We start from the raw sequence: 21531 nt of genomic DNA, 5'->3' as shown, positions 1-21531 counted from the left end.
CTTCAGGAGTTGAGGAACAGCGCGGCCGTCGGCAGCAGCGGGGCCGTCAGGCTCAGCAGCCAGTAGGTGTGCGGGGCGAGTGCCGTCCGGCGCCTCAGCGGCCTGTTGGCGAGCCACCAGATCAGGCCGTAGAGCGTGACGACGGGGACGACGATCACGAGCCAGAGGGCCATGCCGTCGTTCTCGGTGGGTTCCCGCACGGTCCAGCCGGCATCGGCGAGCGGCCAGTTCACCGCGAGGTACCAGAGCAGCCAGAACGGCACCACGCCCGGGATCCCGAGCAGCACGTTCACCACGAGTGGTACCGACCAGTGCTTCGCCAACCGTCCCCGTGCCATGGGTCCCCGCCCTCCGCCGATGCCGGTCGTCCTCCCGACGCGGCATCGCATTATCGCGGGGCCGGTGATCACACCACACGCTCCGCACCGCCACACCCTGCTGATCAGCGGCACGCCGGATCATCGCGGCCGGTGATCACACCACGCGCTCTCCGCACCGCCACACTCCGCTGACCAGCGGGACGCCGGGGCGGTAGGCCAGGTGGACATGGCTCGGGGCGTCGAGGAGCGTCAGGTCCGCGTACGCGCCCGGGGTGAGCCGGCCGACGTCGTCGCGCCGCAAGGCCGCCGCGCCGCCCGCGGTCGCCGACCACACGGCCTCGTCCGGGGTCATCCCCATGTCCCGTACGGCCAGCGCGACGCAGAACGGGACGGACGAGGTGAAGGACGAGCCGGGGTTGCAGTCCGTGGACAGCGCCACCGTGACACCCGCGTCCAGCAGCCGCCGTGCGTCGGGCCACTCGGCCCGCGTGGAGAACTCGGCGCCGGGCAGCAGGGTGGCGACCGTACGGCTGCCCGCCAGGGCGTCCACATCCGCGTCGGTGAGGTGGGTGCAGTGGTCGGCGCTGGCCGCGTCGAGCTCGACCGCGAGTTGTACGCCCGGGCCGTACGACAACTGGTTGGCGTGGATGCGGGGGTGCAGGCCCTTCGCCTTGCCGGCGGTGAGGATCGCGCGGGCCTGGTCGCCGTCGAAGGCGCCCTTCTCGCAGAAGACGTCGATCCAGCGGGCGTGCGGGGCGCAGGCGTCCAGCATCTCGCCGGTGACCAGGGCGACGTAGCCGGCAGGGTCCTCCGCGAACTCGGGGGCGACGATGTGGGCGCCGAGGTAGGTGACCTCGTCGGTGTGGGCGGCGGCGATGCGCAGGGCGCGGGCCTCGTCCTCGACGGTCAGGCCGTAGCCGGACTTGGTCTCGAACGTGGTGGTGCCCTGGCGGAGGGCCTCGCGGAGGTAACGGGTGACGTTGGCCCCGAGTTCCTCGTCGCTCGCCGCCCGCGTGGCCGCGACGGTGGTGCGGATGCCGCCCGCGCTGTACGGCCGCCCGGACATGCGGGCGTTGAACTCCTGCGTCCGGTCGCCGGCGAAGACGAGGTGGGAGTGGGAGTCCACGAAGCCGGGGACGACCGCCCGGCCTTCGGCGTCGACCCGATTGTCAGTGGCGGGTGCTTTGCTTTGATCACCGGTCCACACGACGCGGTCGCCCTCGATGACGACGGCCGCGTCCTGGACCAGTCCCAGGGGGGAACCGTCACCGGAGGAGGGGTCGTTGGTGACCAGGGCTGCGATGTTGGTGATGAGCGTGCTTGCGGTGCTCGCGGAGTGGGCGGGGTTGACGGTCGTCGCGTTGCTCATGGCGTCCTTGGTGGCCTGGTCGGCGGTGGGGTCGGGTTCGGGGTCGGAGGCGGGCCGCGCGGGCGGGCGGCCCGGGGTCATCCGCGCAGGGCTTCGACGGCGTCCGCGAGGGCCCGCGGCACATCCGGTACGAGGGAGTGGACCCCGTCCCGTACGACGTGCCGACCTGCCACGACCGTATGCGACACGTCCGCTGCCGACGCGGCGAATACGGCCGTCTCGGCCCCGAGCCGCGGAAGCGGCCCTGCCGTCCTGACCGAGTCGAGCGCGAGGGTGGTGAAGTCGGCGAGCGCGCCGGTCTCCAGCGCCCCCGCCTCGTCCCAGCCGAGGGCCGCGTGGCCGTCGGGCGAGGCCGCCCGCAGCAGGGCCGCCGCCGTCCAGTGACCCCGGGTGCGGGTGCGCAGCCGCTCGTTCAGTTCCAGCGCCCGCGCCTCTTCGAGCAGGTCGATCACGGCATGGCTGTCGGAGCCGAGACAGAGCGGTGAGCCCTCGTTCTGCAGGGCGACGGCCGGTCCGATGCCGTCCGCGAGGTCCCGCTCGGTGGTCGGGCACATGCAGGTGCCGGTGCCGCTGCCGCCGATGAGCGAGATGTCCTCGGCGGTGAGGTGGGTGTTGTGGACGCCGGTGGTGCGCGGTCCGAGGACGCCGTGCAGGGCGAGGAGCTGGGTCGGGGTGCAGCCGTGGATGTCCAGGCACGCCTCGTTCTCGGCGGTCTGCTCGGACAGGTGCACATGGAGCGGGGCCCGCCGCTCCTCGGCCCACCGCGCGACGGTCTCCAACTGCTCGGCGGGCACGGCCCGTACGGAGTGGATCGCCGCGCCGATCCGTGCGTGATCCCGTTCCTTGAGAAGTGAAGAGCGTGCGGCCCAGGCCTCGGCGTCGCCGTCGGAGAAGCGGAGCTGGTGGGTGGTGGGCGGCTGCCCGAAGCCGGAGGAGAGGTAGGCGGTGTCGAGGAGGGTGATGCGGATCCCGGCTTCGGCGGCGGCCGCGATGAGGGCCTCGCCCATGGCGTTGGGGTCGGCGTAGGCGGTGCCGCCGGGGGCGTGGTGGACGTAGTGGAACTCGCCGACGGCCGTGATGCCGGCCAGGGCCATCTCGGCGTACACCGCGCGGGCGAGGGCGTGGTAGCTGTCCGGGGTGAGCCGGGCGGCCGTGGCGTACATGACCTCGCGCCAGGTCCAGAAGGTGCCGGAGCCGACCTGGACGGTGCCGCGCAGGGCACGGTGGAAGGCGTGGCTGTGGGCGTTGGCCAGGCCGGGCAGGGTGAGCCCGCGCAGGACCTCGGCGCCGGGGGGTGGGGCGGGGGTGCCGGTGCGGACGGCGGCGATGCGGCCGTCCCTGACGTCGACGGCCACGCCCGGCTCGACAGATGTGCCGAGCCAGGCGTGCTCCAGCCAGTACGTCCGCGGGGCTGCTGTCGTCACCTGCACGCCAGTCCTTCCAGTACGTCGGCGAGTGCGAGTACCCCGGCCACGCAGTCGTCCTCGCTCGCGGACTCGGCCGGGGAGTGGGAGACGCCGGTGGGGTTGCGCACGAACAGCATGGCGGTCGGGATGCTCCCGGACAGGATCCCGGCGTCGTGTCCCGCGCCGGTGCCGAGGACGGGGACCGTGAGGTCGGTGTCCGTGCCGAGGATGCGGGCGAGTTCGTCGCGCAGGGCGTGGTCGAACTCGACGACGGGGGTGAAGGACTCGCGGACGATGTCGAGGTCGACGCCGTGCGCGTCCGCGTAACTCCGGGCCGCCTTCTCGATGCCGCCGACCACGGTGTCGAGACTCACCTGGTCCTCGGCGCGGGAGTCGAGCCAGCCGCGCACCAGGGAGGGGATGGCGTTGACGCCGTTGGGCTCGACGGTGATCTTGCCGAAGGTGGCGACGGCTCCGGCGAGTTCGGCCTCGCGCCGGGCGGCGAGCACGGTCTCGGCGTAGGACAGCATGGGGTCGTGGCGGTCGGCGAGCCGGGTGGTGCCGGCGTGGTTGGCCTCACCGCGGAAGTCGAACCGCCACCGGCCGTGGGGCCAGATGGCGCTGGCGATACCGACCCGGTCGCCGGACAGGTCCAGGGCCCGGCCCTGCTCGACGTGCAGTTCGACGAAGGCGCCGATGCGGGCGAGCCGTTCGGGGTCCGGCCCGATGGCGTCCGGATCGTATCCGGCCGCTTCCATGGCCCGGGGCAGCGTCACGCCGTCGCCGTCGGTGAGGCGGTGCGCCTGCTCGCGGGTGAGCTGCCCGGCGGTGAGCCGGGACCCGACGCAGGCGAGCCCGAACCGGGCGCCCTCCTCGTCACCGAAGTTCACGATGGCGAGGGGCCGGTCGAAGCGGGCGCCCCTGTCGCGCAGCTCGTCCAGGGCGGCGAAGGCGGACACGACGCCGAGGGGGCCGTCGAAGGCGCCGCCGTCCGGCACGGAGTCGAGGTGAGAGCCGGTGACGACGGCGTCGCCCTCGGCGGGGTCCCCGAGCCAGGCCCACTGGTTGCCGTTCCGGTCGACCTCGTAGCGCAGCCCTCGGGCCGTGGCCTGCTCTTCGAACCAGGCCCGGCAGTCGCCGTCGACACCGCTCCAGGCGAACCGGCGGTAGCCGCCGGAGGCGGGGTGCCGCCCGATGGGGAGCAGCTCGCGCCACATCTGGTGGAAGGAGCCGCCGTCGCTCCGGGTCACGCCGGGTCGCCTTCGCGCATCGGGACGCGGACGCCCCGCTCCCCCGCCACCGACTCCGCGATGTCGTACCCGGCGTCGACGTGCCGGATGACGCCCATGCCGGGGTCGTTGGTGAGCACCCGGCGGATCTTCTCGCCCGCGAGCGCGGTGCCGTCGGCCACCGTCACCTGCCCGGCGTGGATGGACCGGCCCATCCCGACGCCGCCGCCGTGGTGGAGGGACACCCAGGACGCCCCGGAGGCGACGTTCACCATGGCGTTCAGCAGCGGCCAGTCGGCGATCGCGTCGGACCCGTCGAGCATGGCCTCGGTCTCGCGGTAGGGGGACGCCACCGAACCGCAGTCGAGGTGGTCGCGGCCGATGACGACCGGCGCGGCCAGCTCCCCGCTCGCGACCATGTCGTTGAACCGCTCTCCGGCCTTGTCCCGCTCGCCGTAGCCGAGCCAGCAGATGCGCGCGGGCAGGCCCTGGAAGTGGACGCGTTCGCCGGCCATCTTGATCCAGCGGGCGAGGGACTCGTTCTCCGGGAAGAGGTCGAGGACCGCCTTGTCGGTCTTGGCGATGTCGGAGGCCTCGCCGGACAGGGCGGCCCAGCGGAAGGGGCCCTTGCCCTCGCAGAACAGCGGGCGGATGTAGGCGGGGACGAAGCCGGGGAAGGCGAAGGCCCGGTCGTATCCGGCGAGCTGGGCCTCGCCGCGGATGGAGTTGCCGTAGTCGAAGACCTCGGCGCCGGCGTCCATGAAGCCGACCATGGCCTCGACGTGCCGGGCCATGGACTCGCGGGCCCGGGTGGTGAAGCCGGCCGGGTCCTTCGCGGCGGCGTCGGCCATGTCCTCGAAGGCGATGCCGACCGGCAGGTAGGCCAGGGGGTCGTGGGCCGAGGTCTGGTCGGTGACGATGTCGATCGGGGCGCCCTCGGCGAGCATCCGCGGGAGCAGCTCGGCGGCGTTGCCCAGGAGGCCGATGGACAGCGGCTTGCGCTGGTCGCGGGCCTCGGTCGCCAGCTGGAGCGCGTGGGCGAGGCTGTCGGCCTTGACGTCCAGGTACCGGTGCTCGATGCGCCGCTCGATGGCGCGCGGGTCGCAGTCGACGCAGATCGCCACGCCGTCGTTCATCGTGACGGCGAGCGGCTGGGCGCCGCCCATGCCGCCGAGACCGGCGGTGAGGGTGATGGTGCCCGCCAGCGTCCCGCCGAACTTCTTCGCGGCGACGGCGGCGAAGGTCTCGTAGGTGCCCTGGAGGATGCCCTGGGTGCCGATGTAGATCCAGGAGCCGGCGGTCATCTGGCCGTACATGGTCAGGCCGAGCTGTTCGAGGCGGCGGAACTCCTCCCAGTTGGCCCAGTCGCCGACGAGGTTGGAGTTGGCGATGAGGACGCGCGGGGCCCACTCGTGGGTCTGCATGACGCCGACGGGCCTGCCGGACTGGACCAGCATGGTCTCGTCCTGCTTCAGCCCCTGCAGCGTGCGCACCATCGCGTCGAAGGAGCGCCAGTCACGCGCGGCCTTGCCGGTGCCGCCGTAGACGACGAGCTTGTCGGGGTGCTCGGCGACCTCGGGGTCGAGGTTGTTCTGCAGCATCCGCAGGGCGGCTTCCTGCTGCCATCCCAGGGCGCTCGGTACCGTGCCGCGCGGCGCTCGGACGGGGCGGGGTCCTGACATGGTCTGCCTCCTGGTGGGTGCGTGGTGCTCCCGGCGGTTTGTTGCACTGGCTATTCACATCCTGGACGCCTGAATAGGGCTAGTCAATACGTGGGGGTGTCGGCGCGGCGGTGCCCTGGATGTTTGGCTGGATGCATGGGCGCACACATCGAGGCGGAAGAGGCGGGCGGCATCGGGGCCCGGCGGGCGGCGCGGCGGGACGAGGCGGTGCGGGCCGCCGTGGAGCAAGGGCTGCTCGGGCCCGACAGCCCCATCGTGGGGCTGCTGGATGTCGTCGGCATCCGGGAGTCGGCGGCGGAGCTGCGGGCGGCGTTCGAGGCGGTGCTGACGCCCGGCACGCCCGTGCTGCACGCCTTCGCGGTGAAGGCGACCCCGCTGGTGCCGGTGCTGCGGCTGCTGCGCGAGGAGGGCGTCGGGGCGGAGGTCGCGAGCCCGGGTGAGCTGGCCCTGGCGCGGGCTGCGGGCATGCCGTCGCGGATGACGGTGCTCGACTCGCCCGCGAAGACGCCGGCCGAGCTGCGCGAGGCACTGGACCTGGGTGTCGCGCTCAACGCGGACAACCCGCAGGAACTGGACCGCATCGACTCCCTGATGCGGTCGTCCACGAGCCGCTCCCCTCTTGGAATCCGGGTGAATCCGCAGGTGGGCGGTGGCTCCATCGAGGCGTTGTCCACGGCGACGGCCACCTCGAAGTTCGGGGTGGCGCTGCGCGACGAAGGCGCCCGGGAGTGGGTCGTCCGGGCGTATCTGGACCGGCCGTGGCTGACCCGGCTGCACGCGCACACCGGGTCCCAGGGCGTCCCCCTGGCCCTGATGGCACAGGGCGTGGCGCAGACGTACGCGCTGGCGGAGGAGATCAACCGGCGGGCCGGGCGGCGGCAGGTCGACACGCTCGACATCGGCGGCGGTCTGCCGGTGAACTTCGCGTCGGAGGAGACGACCCCGACGTACGCGCAGTACGCGCGACTGCTGGCCGAAGAGGTACCGGGGCTGTTCGACGGACGGTACGGGCTGGTCACCGAGTTCGGGCGGTCACTGCTGGCCAAGCACGGGACGGTGGTGGCACGGGTCGAGTACGCGAAGGCCTCCGGCGGCCGGGCGGTGGCGGTGACGCATGCCGGGGTGCAGGTGGCCGCGCGGACCGTGTACGCGCCGGAAAGCTGGCCGCTGCGGATCCGCGCGTATGACGCGAAGGGGCGGCCGAAGGAGGGGCCGGTGGTGGTGCAGGACGTCGCGGGGCCGGCCTGTTTCGCTGGGGACCTGCTGGCCGAGGGGCGGTCCATGCCGTTGCTGGAGCAGGGGGACTACGCGGCGGCGCTGGACACCGGCGCGTACTACTTCGCGCATCACTACGGCTACAACTCGCTGGTGCGGCCCGGGGTGTACGGGTTCGGGCCGGGCGGGCGCTTCGCGGTGGTGCGGCGGGCGCAGACCGTGGAGGAGATCGTTGCGGAGTCGGGTGGGGCGCAGGTGGATGCGTTGACGCGAGCGGCCTGGGAGGTTCCGTAGGGTTTCGCCTCGGGTGCAGCGACGTGGGAGGTTCCGAGGGTTTCCGGCCTCGGGGGCGTCGCGGCTTGTCGCGCCCACGCGGCGGAGCCGCACATCGATACAGCCCCGCGCCCCGAGGTTGGTGCGCCGCTGCCGGGTGTCGCCGTCGTCGTCGAAGGTTGTGAAGGAGTCGGCCGCCGGTGCGTCGTGGCTTGTCGCGCCCACGCGGCGGAGCCGCACATCGATACAGCCCCGCGCCCCGAGGTTGGTGCGCCGCTGCCGGGTGTCGCCGTCGTCGTCGAAGGTTGTGAAGGAGTCGGCCGCCGGTGCGTCGTGGCTTGTCGCGCCCACGCGGCGGAGCCGCACATCGATACAGCCCCGCGCCCCGAGGTTGGTGCGCCGCTGCCGGGTGTCGCCGTCGTCGTCGAAGGTTGTGAAGGAGTCGGCCGCCGGTGCGTCGTGGCTTGTCGCGCCCACGCGGCGGAGCCGCACATCGATACAGCCCCGCGCCCCAGGGTGGGTCCAGCACTGCCCGATCACACCAGCGCCGGCGATTTCCTTCGCGCTCCTCCGGGAGCCGCGTCTCCCGCCGCGATGCCCGTGGTGCGGTATGCCCTCACCCGCTTGCCGGCCGGGTGGGCCGCTCCCCCGCGCAGCCAGTCGACGCGGACCCACAGCAGCGCCTCGTCGGCCCGCTCCCGGCGGCCCAGCCAGGCCGACTTCAGCCACAGGCCCGCGCCGCAGCCGGCCAGGAGCATGCCCCCGGCCGCCGGGACCGCGAAGGCGCTGCCCAGGGCGGCGAGGAAGGCGAGGAGGAGCCACCAGCGGTGTCCCCGGCGCCAGTTGCGTACCGTGACCGCGCGGTCCTGGAGCACGTCGTGCTTTCCGGCCCGGGACGCCGAGGCGGCCAGGGCCGCGTAGCGCTTGCGGCGGCCGTAGGTCACGGCGGCCGTCGCCAGGACGAAGAGGGCCGCTCCGGCCAGGACGCCGATGCGGCGTCCGGTCAGGCCCGGTGCGAGCAGGCCGATGCCCGCCGCGAGAACACCCAGCCACCACAGCGGGGCCGCCCCCGCCCGTACCACGACGGCCACCCGGGCCAGCCCCTGTCCTCCGCGTGTCACGTCCAGCCTCCGTCCGGTCTCCGAAGCCTTGGGGGGACGTACGGTAGCGCCGCAACGTGAGACGAGTCTGAGAAGACGCCGGGCACGCGTCAGTCGACGAACAGCCCCCGCGCCGCCGCCTTCGTGTCGAACTCCTCCAGGCGGGACTGCGCCTGGGGCAGGTCGTCGCACATGGCCTCCAGCAGGACCCGGCCGAGCAGCATCGGCGCGCAGGCCGTGTCGAAGGCGAGGCCGGTGCCGACGGCGGCGGGCAGCAGCAGGTCGGACACCTTGGCGACGGGGGCGAAGGCGGAGTCGGCGACCGTGACGACGGTCAGCCCGGCCTCCTTGGCGTAGGCGAGGGTGTCGACGACCTCGCGGGGGTGCCGGGGCAGCGCGAAACAGAGCAGTGCGCTCGCGCCGGCCCGGACGGCGGCGTCGATGCGGTCCTGCAGCATCGTGCCGCCCTCACCGAGCAGCCGTACGTCGGGATGGACCTTGGCGGCGAAGTAGGCGAAGCCGTGTGCCTGGGCGGCGGCCGCCCGCAGACCGAGGACGAGGAGGGGGCGGGAGGCCGCCAGGAGGCGTCCCGCGCGCTGCACGGGCGCGGGGTCGGCCAGCGCCTCCGCCAGGTGCCGCAGGTTCTCGATCTCGGCCTCGACGGCCTGCTGGTACTCGTTGAGGGCCCCGGCCTCCTCGGCGGGTTCGGCGGGGGCGACCTCGCGCAGATGGCGGCGCAGGGCGGGATAGCCGTCGAAGCCCAGGGCGACGGCGAAGCGGGTCACCGACGGCTGGCTGACCCCGGCCAGCTCGGCGAGCTCCACGCTCGACAGGAACGGCACGTCGGCGGCGCGCCGCACCATGCTGTGCGCGATGCGCCGCTGGGTCGGCGTCAGCCGGTGGCCCTCGAAGAGCGCCTGCAGCCGCGCGGCAGGGCTGTCGGTCACGCTCATGACGTGCTCCCCCTCGCCTATTCAGTAGCTGAGGATTCTGCATGAGCATATGCAGAGCGGCAAGCCGGACCGGAAGCCGGCGACGGTACGACGACCGGTATCCCCCTGCGGGAACAGGGGGGCTAACCCCAGTGCGGCCGACGGCGGCGCTTTCTACGGTGGACCGCATGACGGGAATGGACGCGCGGGACACCGACCTGAAGAGGGAACTCGACGCCACCCTGCACGCCCGCAGGGATCTGGGCGAGGACTACGAGTCGGTGCTGGTCGACTCCTTCCTGGAGAAGGTCGACCAGCGGATCGACGGCGCGGTGGAGCGCAGGGTGCGGCGGCAGCTCGCCGAGCAGCAGATGCAGACGGCCCGGGACTCCCGGTCGCCGAGGGCCACGGACTCCTGGGGCGAGCGGTTCGGCTTCGGGATCGTCTCCCTGGTCCTCGCGGTGCCGCTGTCCGCGATCGGCGGGGCCCTGGCCCAGTGGCCCGGCATGCTGGTCGCCTGGGCGGGCATCGTCGGCGTCAACGTCGCCCAGGCGGCCCGTACCAACCCGAACCTCTTCGGCCGCCGCCCGAGGTCCTCCCGGGACAGTGACTGGGAGGAGTGAGCGCCCGGCCCCGGCCGGGCTTCAGACCTGCCGCGTCGGCAGCGCGACGATCTGCCGCAGATTGACCCGGCGAGGCCGGCTCGTCACGTAGGCCACCAGGTCGGCCAGCTCCTCCGCGGACAGCGCGCCCACCACATCGAGCATGCCCTCGACCTGCCGGGACAGTTCCGCGTCGGAGATGTGGGTGCGCAGCTCGCTCTCGACGAATCCGGGCTCGATGTTGGTGACCCGGACGTCCCGCGGCCCGAACTCCCCGCGCAGGGCTTCCGACAGGTAGGTGAGGGCCGCCTTGGACGCGCCGTAGACCGCGTAGTTCGGGAAGCTGACGTGCGCGGCGATGGACGAGATGTTCACGATGTCGGCCGTACGGCCGTCCGCTGCGGCGCTCACCAGGTCGCCGGTGAAGGCGCCGATCATCCGCAGCACCCCGGCGACGTTGGTGTCGAGCATCGTCTGCCACTCGTCGGTGCGCCGGGCGTCGAAGGGGTGCGGCAGCATCACCCCGGCGCAGTTCACGACCAGGTCGACGGTCCCGTACTCGGCGTGGACGCGGTCGGCGGCGTCCGCCACGGACGTCTCGTCGGTGACGTCGGCGGCGACGGCCAGGGCCTGCCCGCCGTCGGCCCGGATCTTCCCGGCGATCGCCGTCAGCCGTTCCGCACGCCGGGCCACCAGGGCCACCCGGGCGCCCCGGGCGGCCAGCAGCACGGCGACGGCCTCGCCGATCCCGCTCGCGGCTCCGGTGACGACGGCGGTACGGCCGGCCAGGCTGTCGTACGACATGGGGTTCCTCCTCGGTCCCGGCCGGGGCGTCTCCCCGGCCTCGGACACCACCCTCGGCGGCCGCGCCCGCCTTACCCAGGGCTGCGCTCTTCCTGGGTTTGCCGGTACCAGGTTCGCCGGGCCCGCACGGCCTAGGCTCGGGCCCATGGACGGAGAACTGGGAGACTTCCTGCGCTCGCGCCGGGCCCGGATCCAGCCGGAGGAGGTGGGGCTGCCGTCGTACGGCCGTCGCCGCGTCCCGGGGCTGCGCCGCGAGGAGGTGGCGCAACTGGCCGGGGTGAGCGTCGACTACTACGTCCGCCTCGAGCAGGGCAGGGGGCCCGGGGACCCCTCGCGGACCCGGTCCGGGGGCGTGTCGGACGCGGTGTTGGACGCGATCGCGCGGGTGCTGCGGCTGGACGAGTCGGAGCACGCGTACCTGCGGGCGGTCGCCCGGCCCCGCCGGCAGGACGGGCGCGTGGGCCCGGGCACGCCGGCCGCGTCCCGGGTGCGCCCGGGTGTCCAGCTGCTCCTGGACGGCATGGACCGCAGCCCGGCCTACGTCCTGGACCACCGCATGGAGGTGCTCGCCTGGAACGCCCTCGCCGACGCGGTGCTCGGCTTCGGCGGCCCGGGCGACGACCTCAGCGTGCCGCGGCGTCTCTTCCTCGACCCCGCCTCGCGCGAGCTCTACCCGGACTGGGCCGACGTCACCGCACAGACGGTCGCGCACCTGCGTCTGCAGGCGGGCCACCACCCCGGCGACCCGGTCACGGGGGAACTAGTCGCCGAGCTCACCCGGGCCAGCGAGCGGTTCCGCCACCTGTGGGCCGACCACCTGGTCAAGCCCTGCGACCACGGCGTGAAGCTCCTGCGGCACCCGGTCGCGGGCCTGCTGACCCTCCCCTACGAGACCCTCACGATCCCGGCGGCCCCGGACCAGACGATCGTGGCGTACTCGCCCGAACCGGGCTCGGAGACGGCGGAACGCCTGGCACTGCTGGGGAGCTGGGCGACGAGCCACACGGGCTGACACCGCGCGGGTGAGATGCGCGCAAGATGCGCGCAGACGTCTGGCGGGATGTGCGCGCATGAGACGCCGGGGAATGTGCGCGCATGAGACGCCCGCGCATGAGACGCCGGGGGATGTGCGCGCATGAGACGCCCGCGCATGAGACGCCGGGGGATGTGCGCGGGGACCGCCGCACCCCCGTGAACGGGGGGCGGGACGACGGCGGTCCCCGCGAAGGACGCGGGCCCGACCAGGGCCGGGCTTGCGCGTCCGAGGCGTCCGTGGAGGTCCGGGAGCCGCTCCGGAGGTCCTGTGACGCCGTTCGGCGCCGGCCCGGGCGGGGAGCCGCTCCCGCCCTGCCGACACCCACCAATGTGCAGGACCCGTGTTAAGCGAGTGCTGCGCGAACGTGACACCCGCGTACCGGTTCCACGAAGTCGGCGAAGATCACGGACGCCGCAAATTCACCTGGTTCACGGGCAGTTCACCGGAGGTTGGCCGTCACTTCCCCGTGCGGGCGAGGAAGGACAGCAGGTCCTGCCGGCTGACCACACCGGTCGGCTTGCCCTCGACGAGGACGATCGCCGCGTCCGCCTTGCCCAGCACGGCCATCAGGTCCGCGACCGGCTCGCCGGAGCCGACCTGGGGCAGCGGGCCGGACATGTGCTTCTCCAGCGGGTCCTCCAGGGAGGCACTCTTGCTGAACAGCGCGTCCAGCAGCTCGCGTTCCACGACCGAGCCGACGACCTCGGCCGCCATCACGTCGGGGTGGCCGGCGCCCGGCTTGACGACCGGCATCTGCGAGACGCCGTACTCGCGCAGCACCTCGATGGCCTGACCGACCGTCTCCTCCGGGTGCATGTGGACGAGGGAGGGCATGCGGTCGCCCTCCTTGTCGTTCAGGACGTCGCCGACCCGGGCGCTCGAGCCGGTGTCCTCCAGGAAACCGTAGTCGGCCATCCACTCGTCGTTGAAGATCTTGCTGAGGTAACCGCGGCCGCTGTCCGGCAGCAGCACCACCACGACGTCGTCCGGCCCGAGCCGCTCGGCGACCTCCAGCGCGGCGACGACCGCCATGCCGCAGGAGCCACCGACCAGCAGGCCCTCCTCCTTGGCCAGGCGGCGGGTCATCTGGAAGGAGTCCTTGTCGGAGACGGCGACGATCTCGTCCGCGACGGTCCGGTCGTAGGCGGTCGGCCAGAAGTCCTCACCGACGCCCTCGACGAGGTAGGGCCGGCCGGAGCCGCCGGAGTAGACGGAGCCCTCGGGGTCCGCGCCGACGACCTTCACCGAGCCGTCGCTGATCTCCTTGAGGTAGCGGCCGGTACCGGAGATGGTGCCGCCGGTGCCCACGCCCGCCACGAAGTGGGTGATCTTCCCCTCGGTCTGCTCCCACAGCTCGGGGCCGGTCGAGTGGTAGTGGGAGAGCGGGTTGTTGGGGTTGGAGTACTGGTCCGGCTTCCAGGCCCCGGGCGTCTCACGGACCAGCCGGTCCGAGACGTTGTAGTACGAGTCCGGGTGCTCCGGGTCGACGGCCGTCGGGCAGACGACGACCTCGGCACCGTAGGCGCGCAGCACGTTGATCTTGTCGGTGCTCACCTTGTCGGGGCACACGAAGATGCACTTGTACCCCTTCTGCTGGGCGACGATGGCGAGCCCGACGCCGGTGTTGCCGCTGGTCGGCTCGACGATCGTGCCGCCGGGCTTGAGGGCGCCGCTCTCCTCCGCCGCCTCGATCATGCGCAGGGCGATGCGGTCCTTCACCGAACCGCCGGGGTTGAAGTACTCCACCTTGGCCAGGACGGTCGCCCTGATGCCCTTGGTCACGCTGTTGAGCTTCACCAGCGGGGTGTTGCCGACGAGGCTGATCATCGAGTCGTGGAACTGCACCGTTGTCTCCGGATGCCGCAGAAGTGGTCTGAGTGGTGCCGCCAGCCTATGACCTTGTCGTGGTCCGTGACGGTCGTTCACTCCCCGTTGAGATTGGGCGACGGGCTGTACGGGGCAAGCACTGGGTGACGGGTTCGAGGAGGTGGCAGCGACGCATGACGAGCATGTCGAGGGCGAGGGTGGCCCGGCGGATCGCGGCCGGCGCGGCGTACGGCGGCGGCGGGGTCGGTCTGGCCGGGGCGGCCGCACTGGGGCTGGTGCTGGCGGAGGTGCAGCTGGCGCGGCGCCGGGTGGGCAACGGCACGTCTGCTCATGTGCCGCACTCGGACGGGCTGTACGGCCGTACGTACGCCGGTCCGGCCGGGGTACCGCTGAGGCTGACGATGCTGGGTGACTCCACGGCCGCGGGCCAGGGCGTGCACCGGGGCGGGCAGACACCGGGGGCGCTGCTGGCGTCGGGGCTGGCCGCGCTGGCGGAGCGCCCGGTGGAGCTGCGCACGGTGGCGACGCCGGGGGCCTGCTCGGACGACCTGGACCGCCAGGTGTCCCTGGTGCTGGCCGATCCCGCTCCGGTGCCCGACATCTGCGTGATCATGGTCGGGGCGAACGACGTCACCCACCGCATGCCGGCGACCCGCTCGGTGCGCTGTCTGGCCTCGGCGGTGCGGCGGCTGCGCACGGCCGGTGCGGAGGTCGTGGTCGGCACCTGCCCGGACCTCGGCACGATCGAGCCGGTCCGCCAGCCCCTGCGCTGGCTGGCCCGGCGGGCCTCACGCCAGCTGGCGGCCGCCCAGACGATCGGAGTCGTCGAACAGGGCGGCCGCACCGTGTCGCTGGGCGACCTGCTGGGCCCCGAGTTCGCCGAGAACCCCCGCGAGCTGTTCGGCCCGGACAGCTACCACCCCTCGGCCGAGGGCTACGCGACGGCTGCGATGGCGGTGCTGCCGAGCGTCTGCGCGTCGCTCGGCCTGTGGCCCGCCGAGGAGGAGCGCCCGGACGCCTCCCGTCGCGAGGGCTTCCTGCCGGTGGCACGGGCGGCGGCGGAGGCCGCTTCGGAGGCGGGCACGGAGGTCGCGGCGGCGATGCCGAGCGGCCCGCGCGGCCCGTGGGCCCTGCTGAAGCGCCGGCGGCGCCGGCGGGTACCCGAGCAGGAGCCGGCCCCCGCGACCCCTTCGAGCTGAGGAGGACCGCCTCGAACCGAGAAACACCTCCGCGCCGAGGCGACAGGAAAAGCAAGCGCTTGGAAACTGCGGTCAGGGTCACACCGAGACACCCGTGACCCAGACCATACGTACGGGTAACTTCCCAGTCAGCCCTGCCAGACCACCCGGTACGCCAATGGAGCCGTGATGCCCGAAGCCGTGATCGTCTCAGCCGCCCGCTCCCCCATCGGCCGCGCCTTCAAGGGCTCCCTGAAGGACGTGCGACCGGACGACCTGACCGCCACCATCATCCAGGCCGCCCTGGCCAAGGTCCCCGAGCTGGACCCGAGGGACATCGACGACCTGATGCTCGGCTGCGGCCTGCCCGGCGGCGAGCAGGGCCACAACCTCGGCCGCGTCGTCGCCGTACAGATGGGCATGGACCACCTGCCGGGCTGCACCATCACCCGGTACTGCTCGTCGTCCCTGCAGACCTCCCGGATGGCCCTGCACGCCATCAAGGCCGGTGAGGGCGACGTCTTCATCTCGGCCGGCGTCGAGACGGTCTCCCGTTACGCCAAGGGCAACTCCGACAGCCTCCCGGACACGCACAACCCGCTGTTCGCCGACGCCGAGGCCCGTACCGCCGCGGTCGCCGAGTCCGAGGGCTCGACCTGGCACGACCCGCGCGAGGACGGCCTGCTGCCCGACCCGTACATCGCGATGGGCCAGACCGCCGAGAACCTGGCCCGCACCAAGGGCGTCACCCGCCAGGACATGGACGAGTTCGGCGTCCGCTCGCAGAACCTCGCCGAGGAAGCCATCAAGAACGGCTTCTGGGAGCGCGAGATCACCCCGGTCACCCTCCCCGACGGCACGGTCGTCTCCAAGGACGACGGCCCCCGTGCCGGCGTCACCCTGGAGGGCGTGCAGGGCCTCAAGCCGGTCTTCCGCCCCGACGGCATGGTCACGGCCGCCAACTGCTGTCCGCTGAACGACGGCGCCGCGGCCCTCGTGATCATGTCCGACACCAAGGCCCGCGAGCTCGGCCTCACCCCGCTCGCCCGCATCGTCTCGACCGGCGTCTCCGGCCTCTCCCCCGAGATCATGGGCCTCGGCCCGGTCGAGGCGAGCAACCAGGCACTGAAGCGCGCCGGGCTGGGCATCGGCGACATCGACCTGGTCGAGATCAACGAGGCGTTCGCCGCCCAGGTGATCCCCTCCTATCGCGACCTGGGCATCCCGCTGGAGAAGCTGAACGTCAACGGCGGCGCGATCGCCGTCGGCCACCCCTTCGGCATGACCGGCGCCCGCATCACGACCACGCTGATCAACTCCCTCCAGTTCCACGACAAGCAGTTCGGCCTGGAGACCATGTGCGTCGGCGGCGGCCAGGGCATGGCCATGGTCATCGAGCGCCTCAGCTGAGCGGCAGACCGTAGCCGCCATAGCACTCGCTGTGAGCCCCCGGCCCAGAACCCTGGAAACACCAGGGTTCTGGGCTGTTTTGTGATCCAATCTCCCCCAGGATGTGACCTATCTCCCTCCGTCAGGGGAGAAGCGCAGGTCACAGTAGCCACACCCCCTCCCCCGACACCGAAGCCCTGTCCGTTTCGTGACGTTACGCACTGACAGCTGGTTAGTCCGCCCTTCAAGCTGATGTAGGAAGTCGGGGGTCGACTTTGAACCGGGAGTACGTCAGTGAGCGCCATGCCGATCGCGTTGCTGGTCACCACGGCCGCCACGGGCGCCGTGGGCGTCGCCGTCCTGCGCACCGTCCTGCAGCTGCGCCGACAGGTCGCGGCCCTGCACACGGCGCTGGCCGAGAGCCGCGCCGCCACCACCCGTGCGCTGCTGCCCGCCGCTCGTACCGCCGCCGACACCGATGAGATACGGGCCGCCGTGACGGCGGCACTCGCCGAGGAGAGGGAGCGGGAGCTCGCCGAGGCGCGGGCGTTCTGGGCCGCTCAGGAGGCCCGCGACGCCTCCGACGCACCCCCGCTGCTGGGCCTGCCCGAGCACGATCTGTTCCTGCCCCGCCAGGCCGATTTCGCGGGTCTGGAGCCGGTGTCCGAGCCCGGCGCGGACATCGAGGAGCCGCTCGGCGAGTCCCCGGAGCTGGCCGCGGCCCGCCGTCGCCACCCTTCCCACCCGGACTTCGTGCCGGCCCAGTCGCCGGTGGTGAACGACCACGAGCGCACCGTCGCCACCCTGGAGGAGCTGGCCTCCTCCCGCGTCGAGCTGACGGACGTGCGCCCCGGCCCGCTGGGCACGCTGGACGTCTACGTCTTCGCCGACGGCACGACCCTGTGCATGACCCCGGGCCACCGGGAGACGGCGGAGCAACTCGCCGCGGCCCTCCGCGCAGGCGCCACCCCGGTCCTCCTGGGCGGCTCCGGCATCTCGGGCGCCTACACCCTGACGTTCGAGTGCGGCGAGGAAAACGTCTACATCCTGGCGGACAGGGTCATCGCGTCCCTGTAGGAAAGCGCCCCTTCAGGGGCGCGTTCAGGGGCGCGGGGAACTGCGCGGACGACCACACTCGGCCCGCACCCGCGAACGAAGCTCAGACACCCGCCCGCTTCTGCGCTTCTTCCACCAACCGCACCGCCTCCTCGACGTCGGCGTCCGCGGGAATCACCACGGCCAGGTCATGCCCGGCCACGGTGATCTGATCTGCTGCCGCAAACATCCCGGCGTCCGGCATCTCCCGAGGCTCCACGCCCGGCTCCTCAAGAGCCTGCGCCCTCCGGGCCAACTCCCGGGCCAGCTCCAGAGCCTCGGCGGCAGCACCCCGCTGCAACCTGCTCTGGGGCGCGGCCCTCAATCGATCGGCGAAGTGCTCCACCGCACGGGTCAAAGGCGTCGTATCAACCACGCCGCGAGCGTACGCGCCGCACCGGGACTGTTGCCAACGGGCGAACACTCAGGCACGGTGACCTGAAGGACCGGCTTACATCCCAGCGTCCGGAGGCGCCGATGTCCCAAGTCTTCTCCGAAGAGACCCACCGCAACATGCTCGCCCGCATCCCGCACTGCACCGGTCGTCAGATCTCCGACTGGTTGCGCACCGTCGACGAAGGCCCGGCGCTCTTCCGCTTCGAGGAAAAGGTCAGCTGGCTCCGGCACGAACACAACCTCGCGTACGGCCACGCCAAGGCGATCATCCACGAGTACGACCTGAGGAGGGCCGCGCGCAAACTGCTCTAGGCGCGCACACCGCACCGTCCTCCCGACGACGAAGGGCCCCGGCCGAAGCCGGGGCCCTTCGCGCTACGACTGCCTGAACTAGTCGCTGCTGTTGAGGATCGAGATGAGCCTCAGGAACTCCATGTAGATCCACACCAGCGTCAGCGTGAGGCCGAAGGCCGCGAGCCAGGCCTCCTCGCGCGGGGCGCCGTAGGCGATGCCGTCCTCGACCTGCTTGAAGTCCAGGGCGAGGAAGCAGGCACCGAGGATGATGCCGATGACGCCGAAGACGATGCCGAGGGGACCGCTGCGGAAGCCGAGGCCGTCACCGCCGCCGAACACCGCGAACAGCAGGTTCACGGTCATCAGCAGGATGAAGCCGAGCGCGGCCGCCATCACGAAGCCGTAGAAGCGGCGGTTGACGCGGATCCAGCCGGCCTTGTACGCGATCAGCACACCGGCGAAGACCGCCATGGTGCCGATCACGGCCTGCATGGCCGCACCGTCGGCGATGCGGTTGTCGACGATGTTGGACACGACGCCGAGGAAGACACCCTCGAACGCGGCGTACGTCAGGATCAGCGCGGGTGAGGCCTTGCGCTTGAAGGACTGCACGAACGCCAGGACCATGCCGATCAGCGCGGCGCCGATACCGATGCCGTAGCTACGGCTGATGTTGGCGTCGTCGATCGGCAGCAGGGCCCAGGAGAGCGCCGCGGTGAGGATGAGCACGCCGAGCGTGCTCGCCGTGCGCAGGACGACGTCGTCGATGGTCATCCGGCCGGTGGTGGCCGGGGCCTGCGGCGGCGCGCCGTACTGCAGGTCCTGCTGCTGGGCGTAAGGGTTCTGCGCGTAAGGGTTCTGCGCGTACGGGTTGCCCGTCGGCTGGGCGTACGGGTTGCCCTGCGTGGCGACAGCGGGACCCCCGGCCTGCGGCGCGGTGTTGAAGCCCGCGTAGCCGTTGTCGCGGCTGAACCCCCGTCGCGAGAAGACCGGGTTTCTGCTCCTCATTTCACTCCTCCATGGCCACCAGGCGTGGCCTTGGCTCAAGAGTAATAGGTAGGCAAAGGAATGACCCTACTGCTTGGGGAGGATCTTTCCCTCGTCTTGCTGCGCAACACGCTACGTGGCGTGGTGATTCCCCTCACCGGAGGGGGTGGCCGGCGGACTCACCCGAAGGGGAACCCCGTGTACGCCTCCGCCAGGTCCGTCTCGGCGGCGCGGGAGGAGGCGATCCGCTCCAGCCGGGCGAGCTGGAGCCGGTCCTCGAAGGGCGTCGCGCCGGGCGCGCGGTGCAGCAGGGTCGTCATGTCGTACGAGAACCGCTCCGCCTGCCAGACCCGGCGCAGGCAGGTCGCGGAGTAGGCGTCGAGCAGTTCCGCCGATCCGGTCTCCTGCCGGTGGATCAGGGCCCGGGCGAAGGTCACGACGTCGCCGACGGCGAGGTTCAGGCCCTTGGCCCCGGTCGGAGGGACGATGTGCGCCGCGTCACCGGCGAGGAAGAGGCGGCCGTGGCGCATGGGCTCGTGGACGTAGGAGCGCATGGGCGTGACCGACTTCTGGGTGATCGGGCCGCGCTCCAGGCGCCAGTCGTCGGCGGTCTCGAACCGGCGCTCCAGTTCGTCCCAGATCTCCTCGTCGCCCCACTCTCCGGCGTCGGTGCCGTGGGGCACCTGGAGGTAGAGGCGGGAGACGAAGGATTCAAGGGACGGCGAAGCGACTTCGCCGGAAGGGTGGTGGCTGCTGACGGGCGGGCGCATCGAGAGGAGGGCGAATCCGCGGTCGTGGCGGGCGTAGACGAGCTCGTCGTGCGAGGGCGGCACGTCGGCGAGGATGCCGAGCCACCCGAAGGGGTACGTCCGCTCGAAGACCTGGGACAGTCCGGCGGGGATCGCCTTGCGGGCCACACCCCAGAAGCCGTCGCAGCCGACGACGTAGGCGCACTCCAGGACGTCCTCGCGGCCCTCGTGCCGGAAGCGGATCCGCGGGGCGTCGGTGCCGGCGTCCTCCACGGCCAGCGCCTCCGCCTCGAAGAGCAGGGGGCCGCCTTCCCGGAGCTGCAGGGCGATGAGGTCCTTGCAGACCTCGGTCTGGGCGTAGACCATCACCGACCGGCCGCCGGTGAGGGAGGGGAAGTCGACGCGGTGGCGGCTGCGGTCGAAGCGGAGCTCGATGCCGTCGTGGCGCAGTCCCTCCCGGTCCATGCGCTCCCCGGCGCCGGCCGCGCGCAGGACGTCCGCCGTGCTCTGTTCCAGGATCCCGGCGCGCTGGCGCCGTTCGACGTAGGAGCGGTCGCGGCTCTCCAGGACGACCGCGTCGATGCCGGCGTTGTGGAGCAGCCGGGCCAGGAGGAGGCCGGCGGGACCCGCTCCGATGATGCCGACGGTGGTGCGCATCGGGCGACCTCTTCTCGCGCGTTCGTCAGGTGAAATTCTTTTCACCATGTGACTGCGAGTCTCCGACGACATGTGGCCGCTGTCAACGGGCACGCCGCGACCCCCTCGAATGGCCCTCGGCTCGATCCGCGTCCTCGGCCCGGCCGTCCGCCGCGCGGACAGGCAGCAGAGCCGAGCGACCGCACCAGGACACCCGCCCCCAGAGGCGGGCCGGCGGTTGGTGCCCGGGGTGGGAATCGAACCCACACTCGACCGCGTTTAAGGCGGTTGCGTCTGCCAGTTGCGCGACCCGGGCCGGAACTCACACGGAGACCTGCGGCACAGGCCCCGGGTAACACCGCGTTGTGGAGACGCCCGCGGCCGAGACTACCGAGAGGAGGTGACGGACACTCACATAGGCCTCGGTAAAGCCGGATTGGTCACCACGGTCATGCCTCCCCCACGACATGCGTTCTTCGCTCCCCCGAGCCGCCAGGCCCGACGGTAAGCGCCTCCCCGCCCGTCGAACCGCTGCTCTGATCCAGGAGCGGCTCGCGCTCGTGCTGTCGCGCGATACGGACGGGTGAGCGGAAACCCGGCCTTCTCGCCTGAACCGACGCGATGCGTGCGAAAGTGCCCGGAGCCGGACTTGAACCGGCACGCCCGCGAAGGGGCAGCGAGGTTTAAGCTCGCCGTGTCTGCATTCCACCATCCGGGCAGGCCGTGGGCTCCGCATCGAGGTTTCGAGACTATCCGGGCGGGTCCCCCGAACAGCGGAAGCCTGGATCGATGTTGTCTTATTTTATTGACGTCTGAGGATGCATCAGCACCCGGAACACGCCATCCGCACTTGCCAACAGCCTTGCGTGCGGCGACCGGCCGCGTATGCGGAATGACGGAATTTCACCGCCTGAACGAGGGCACTCCACCTGTTCTCGACACCCGGAAGCACCGGTTACCGACACCGGGGCCCTCAGGGGCGTCCGTCATCCCCAGGTATGACACGGCCCCG

At 72.1% G+C, this 21531-nt stretch carries 19 protein-coding genes and 2 tRNA genes; 7 read left to right on the top strand and 14 right to left on the bottom strand.

The annotated features are described in order from the left end of the window. Positions 1-2: 2 nt before the first annotated feature. The 5 genes from FDO69_RS14730 to hutU form a co-directional block, all read right to left on the bottom strand. A complete protein-coding gene (locus FDO69_RS14730; RefSeq protein WP_167526589.1) occupies positions 3-338 on the bottom strand; it encodes a hypothetical protein in 336 nt (111 codons plus the stop codon). Positions 339-474: 136 nt separating this feature from the next. After that, positions 475-1770 (bottom strand): imidazolonepropionase, encoded by a 1296-nt coding sequence (hutI, locus tag FDO69_RS14725; RefSeq protein ID WP_104780242.1) that lies wholly within the window; start codon positions 1768-1770, stop codon positions 475-477. Continuing rightward, positions 1767-3119 carry a formimidoylglutamate deiminase gene (locus FDO69_RS14720; protein WP_104780241.1) on the bottom strand — a complete coding sequence of 451 codons (1353 nt, stop codon included), beginning with the start codon at positions 3117-3119 and terminating at the stop codon, positions 1767-1769. Before FDO69_RS14720 ends, hutI begins: the two co-directional genes overlap by 4 nt. Further along, complete coding sequence (locus tag FDO69_RS14715) at positions 3110-4312, bottom strand: allantoate amidohydrolase (RefSeq protein WP_104780310.1); 1203 nt, start codon at positions 4310-4312, stop codon at positions 3110-3112. The genes FDO69_RS14720 and FDO69_RS14715 overlap by 10 nt, the downstream gene beginning before the upstream one ends. A 29-nt stretch (positions 4313-4341) precedes the next feature. After that, on the bottom strand, positions 4342-6006 hold the full coding sequence (gene hutU, locus FDO69_RS14710; RefSeq protein WP_104780240.1) for a urocanate hydratase: 1665 nt from the start codon (positions 6004-6006) through the stop codon (positions 4342-4344). Between the two features lie 135 nt (positions 6007-6141). Between hutU and FDO69_RS14705 the strand changes: the two genes are divergently transcribed. Continuing rightward, positions 6142-7515: a type III PLP-dependent enzyme domain-containing protein gene (locus FDO69_RS14705; protein ID WP_104780239.1), complete on the top strand. Its 1374-nt coding sequence runs from the start codon at positions 6142-6144 to the stop codon at positions 7513-7515. Between the two features lie 515 nt (positions 7516-8030). Here the strand turns inward: FDO69_RS14705 and FDO69_RS14700 are convergent. Together FDO69_RS14700 and FDO69_RS14695 are read right to left on the bottom strand one after the other, a co-directional pair. Then, entirely contained in the window at positions 8031-8615 is a 585-nt protein-coding gene (locus FDO69_RS14700) for a hypothetical protein (protein WP_104780238.1), read from the bottom strand. 89 nt (positions 8616-8704) lie between these two features. Next, entirely contained in the window at positions 8705-9547 is an 843-nt protein-coding gene (locus FDO69_RS14695; RefSeq protein ID WP_104780237.1) for a MurR/RpiR family transcriptional regulator, read from the bottom strand. A gap of 176 nt (positions 9548-9723) precedes the next feature. Between FDO69_RS14695 and FDO69_RS14690 the strand changes: the two genes are divergently transcribed. Beyond that, positions 9724-10149, top strand: a complete 426-nt coding sequence (locus FDO69_RS14690; RefSeq protein ID WP_167526594.1) for a hypothetical protein — start codon at positions 9724-9726, stop codon at positions 10147-10149. A gap of 21 nt (positions 10150-10170) precedes the next feature. Here FDO69_RS14690 and FDO69_RS14685 read toward each other — a convergent pair whose 3' ends face one another. Next, a complete protein-coding gene (locus FDO69_RS14685; RefSeq protein WP_104780235.1) occupies positions 10171-10932 on the bottom strand; it encodes an SDR family oxidoreductase in 762 nt (253 codons plus the stop codon). Between the two features lie 145 nt (positions 10933-11077). On the opposite strand from FDO69_RS14685, the gene FDO69_RS14680 reads away from it, so the two are divergent. After that, positions 11078-11944 (top strand): helix-turn-helix transcriptional regulator, encoded by an 867-nt coding sequence (locus FDO69_RS14680; RefSeq protein WP_104780234.1) that lies wholly within the window; start codon positions 11078-11080, stop codon positions 11942-11944. A 480-nt stretch (positions 11945-12424) separates the two neighbouring features. Here FDO69_RS14680 and FDO69_RS14675 read toward each other — a convergent pair whose 3' ends face one another. Next, on the bottom strand, positions 12425-13813 hold the full coding sequence (locus FDO69_RS14675; RefSeq protein ID WP_104780233.1) for a cystathionine beta-synthase: 1389 nt from the start codon (positions 13811-13813) through the stop codon (positions 12425-12427). A 155-nt stretch (positions 13814-13968) separates the two neighbouring features. Here FDO69_RS14675 and FDO69_RS14670 point away from each other — a divergent pair, with 155 nt between their 5' ends. The 3 genes from FDO69_RS14670 (at position 13969) to FDO69_RS14660 (ending at position 17439) form a co-directional block, all read left to right on the top strand. Beyond that, positions 13969-14994 (top strand): SGNH/GDSL hydrolase family protein, encoded by a 1026-nt coding sequence (locus tag FDO69_RS14670; protein ID WP_104780232.1) that lies wholly within the window; start codon positions 13969-13971, stop codon positions 14992-14994. Positions 14995-15162: 168 nt separating this feature from the next. Next, the gene (locus FDO69_RS14665) at positions 15163-16383 is read left to right on the top strand and encodes an acetyl-CoA C-acetyltransferase (protein WP_104780231.1); all 1221 of its coding nucleotides are present in this window, start codon (positions 15163-15165) and stop codon (positions 16381-16383) included. A 273-nt stretch (positions 16384-16656) separates the two neighbouring features. Beyond that, positions 16657-17439, top strand: coding sequence for a hypothetical protein (locus FDO69_RS14660; RefSeq protein WP_104780230.1), 783 nt, complete (start codon positions 16657-16659; stop codon positions 17437-17439). An 82-nt stretch (positions 17440-17521) separates the two neighbouring features. On the opposite strand, the gene FDO69_RS14655 is transcribed toward FDO69_RS14660, so the two are convergent. Next, positions 17522-17833 carry a hypothetical protein gene (locus FDO69_RS14655; RefSeq protein ID WP_170320881.1) on the bottom strand — a complete coding sequence of 104 codons (312 nt, stop codon included), beginning with the start codon at positions 17831-17833 and terminating at the stop codon, positions 17522-17524. Between the two features lie 101 nt (positions 17834-17934). On the opposite strand from FDO69_RS14655, the gene FDO69_RS14650 reads away from it, so the two are divergent. Next, positions 17935-18165, top strand: coding sequence for a DUF4287 domain-containing protein (locus FDO69_RS14650; RefSeq protein ID WP_104780228.1), 231 nt, complete (start codon positions 17935-17937; stop codon positions 18163-18165). Between the two features lie 78 nt (positions 18166-18243). On the opposite strand, the gene FDO69_RS14645 is transcribed toward FDO69_RS14650, so the two are convergent. The 4 genes from FDO69_RS14645 to FDO69_RS14630 form a co-directional block, all read right to left on the bottom strand. Next, a complete protein-coding gene (locus tag FDO69_RS14645) occupies positions 18244-19155 on the bottom strand; it encodes a Bax inhibitor-1/YccA family protein (protein ID WP_104780227.1) in 912 nt (303 codons plus the stop codon). A gap of 158 nt (positions 19156-19313) precedes the next feature. Continuing rightward, a complete protein-coding gene (locus tag FDO69_RS14640) occupies positions 19314-20540 on the bottom strand; it encodes a 4-hydroxybenzoate 3-monooxygenase (RefSeq protein WP_104780226.1) in 1227 nt (408 codons plus the stop codon). A gap of 218 nt (positions 20541-20758) precedes the next feature. Further along, a tRNA-Leu gene (locus tag FDO69_RS14635) sits at positions 20759-20835 on the bottom strand. Positions 20836-21153: 318 nt separating this feature from the next. Next, positions 21154-21237, bottom strand: a tRNA-Leu gene (locus tag FDO69_RS14630). Positions 21238-21531 lie beyond the last annotated feature (294 nt).

The organism is Streptomyces tibetensis, assembly GCF_007655005.1.
Taxonomy (GTDB): domain Bacteria; phylum Actinomycetota; class Actinomycetes; order Streptomycetales; family Streptomycetaceae; genus Streptomyces; species Streptomyces tibetensis.
The sequence above is the reverse complement of the archived record's forward strand: the minus strand, read 5'-3'. Positions and strand labels throughout refer to the sequence as shown.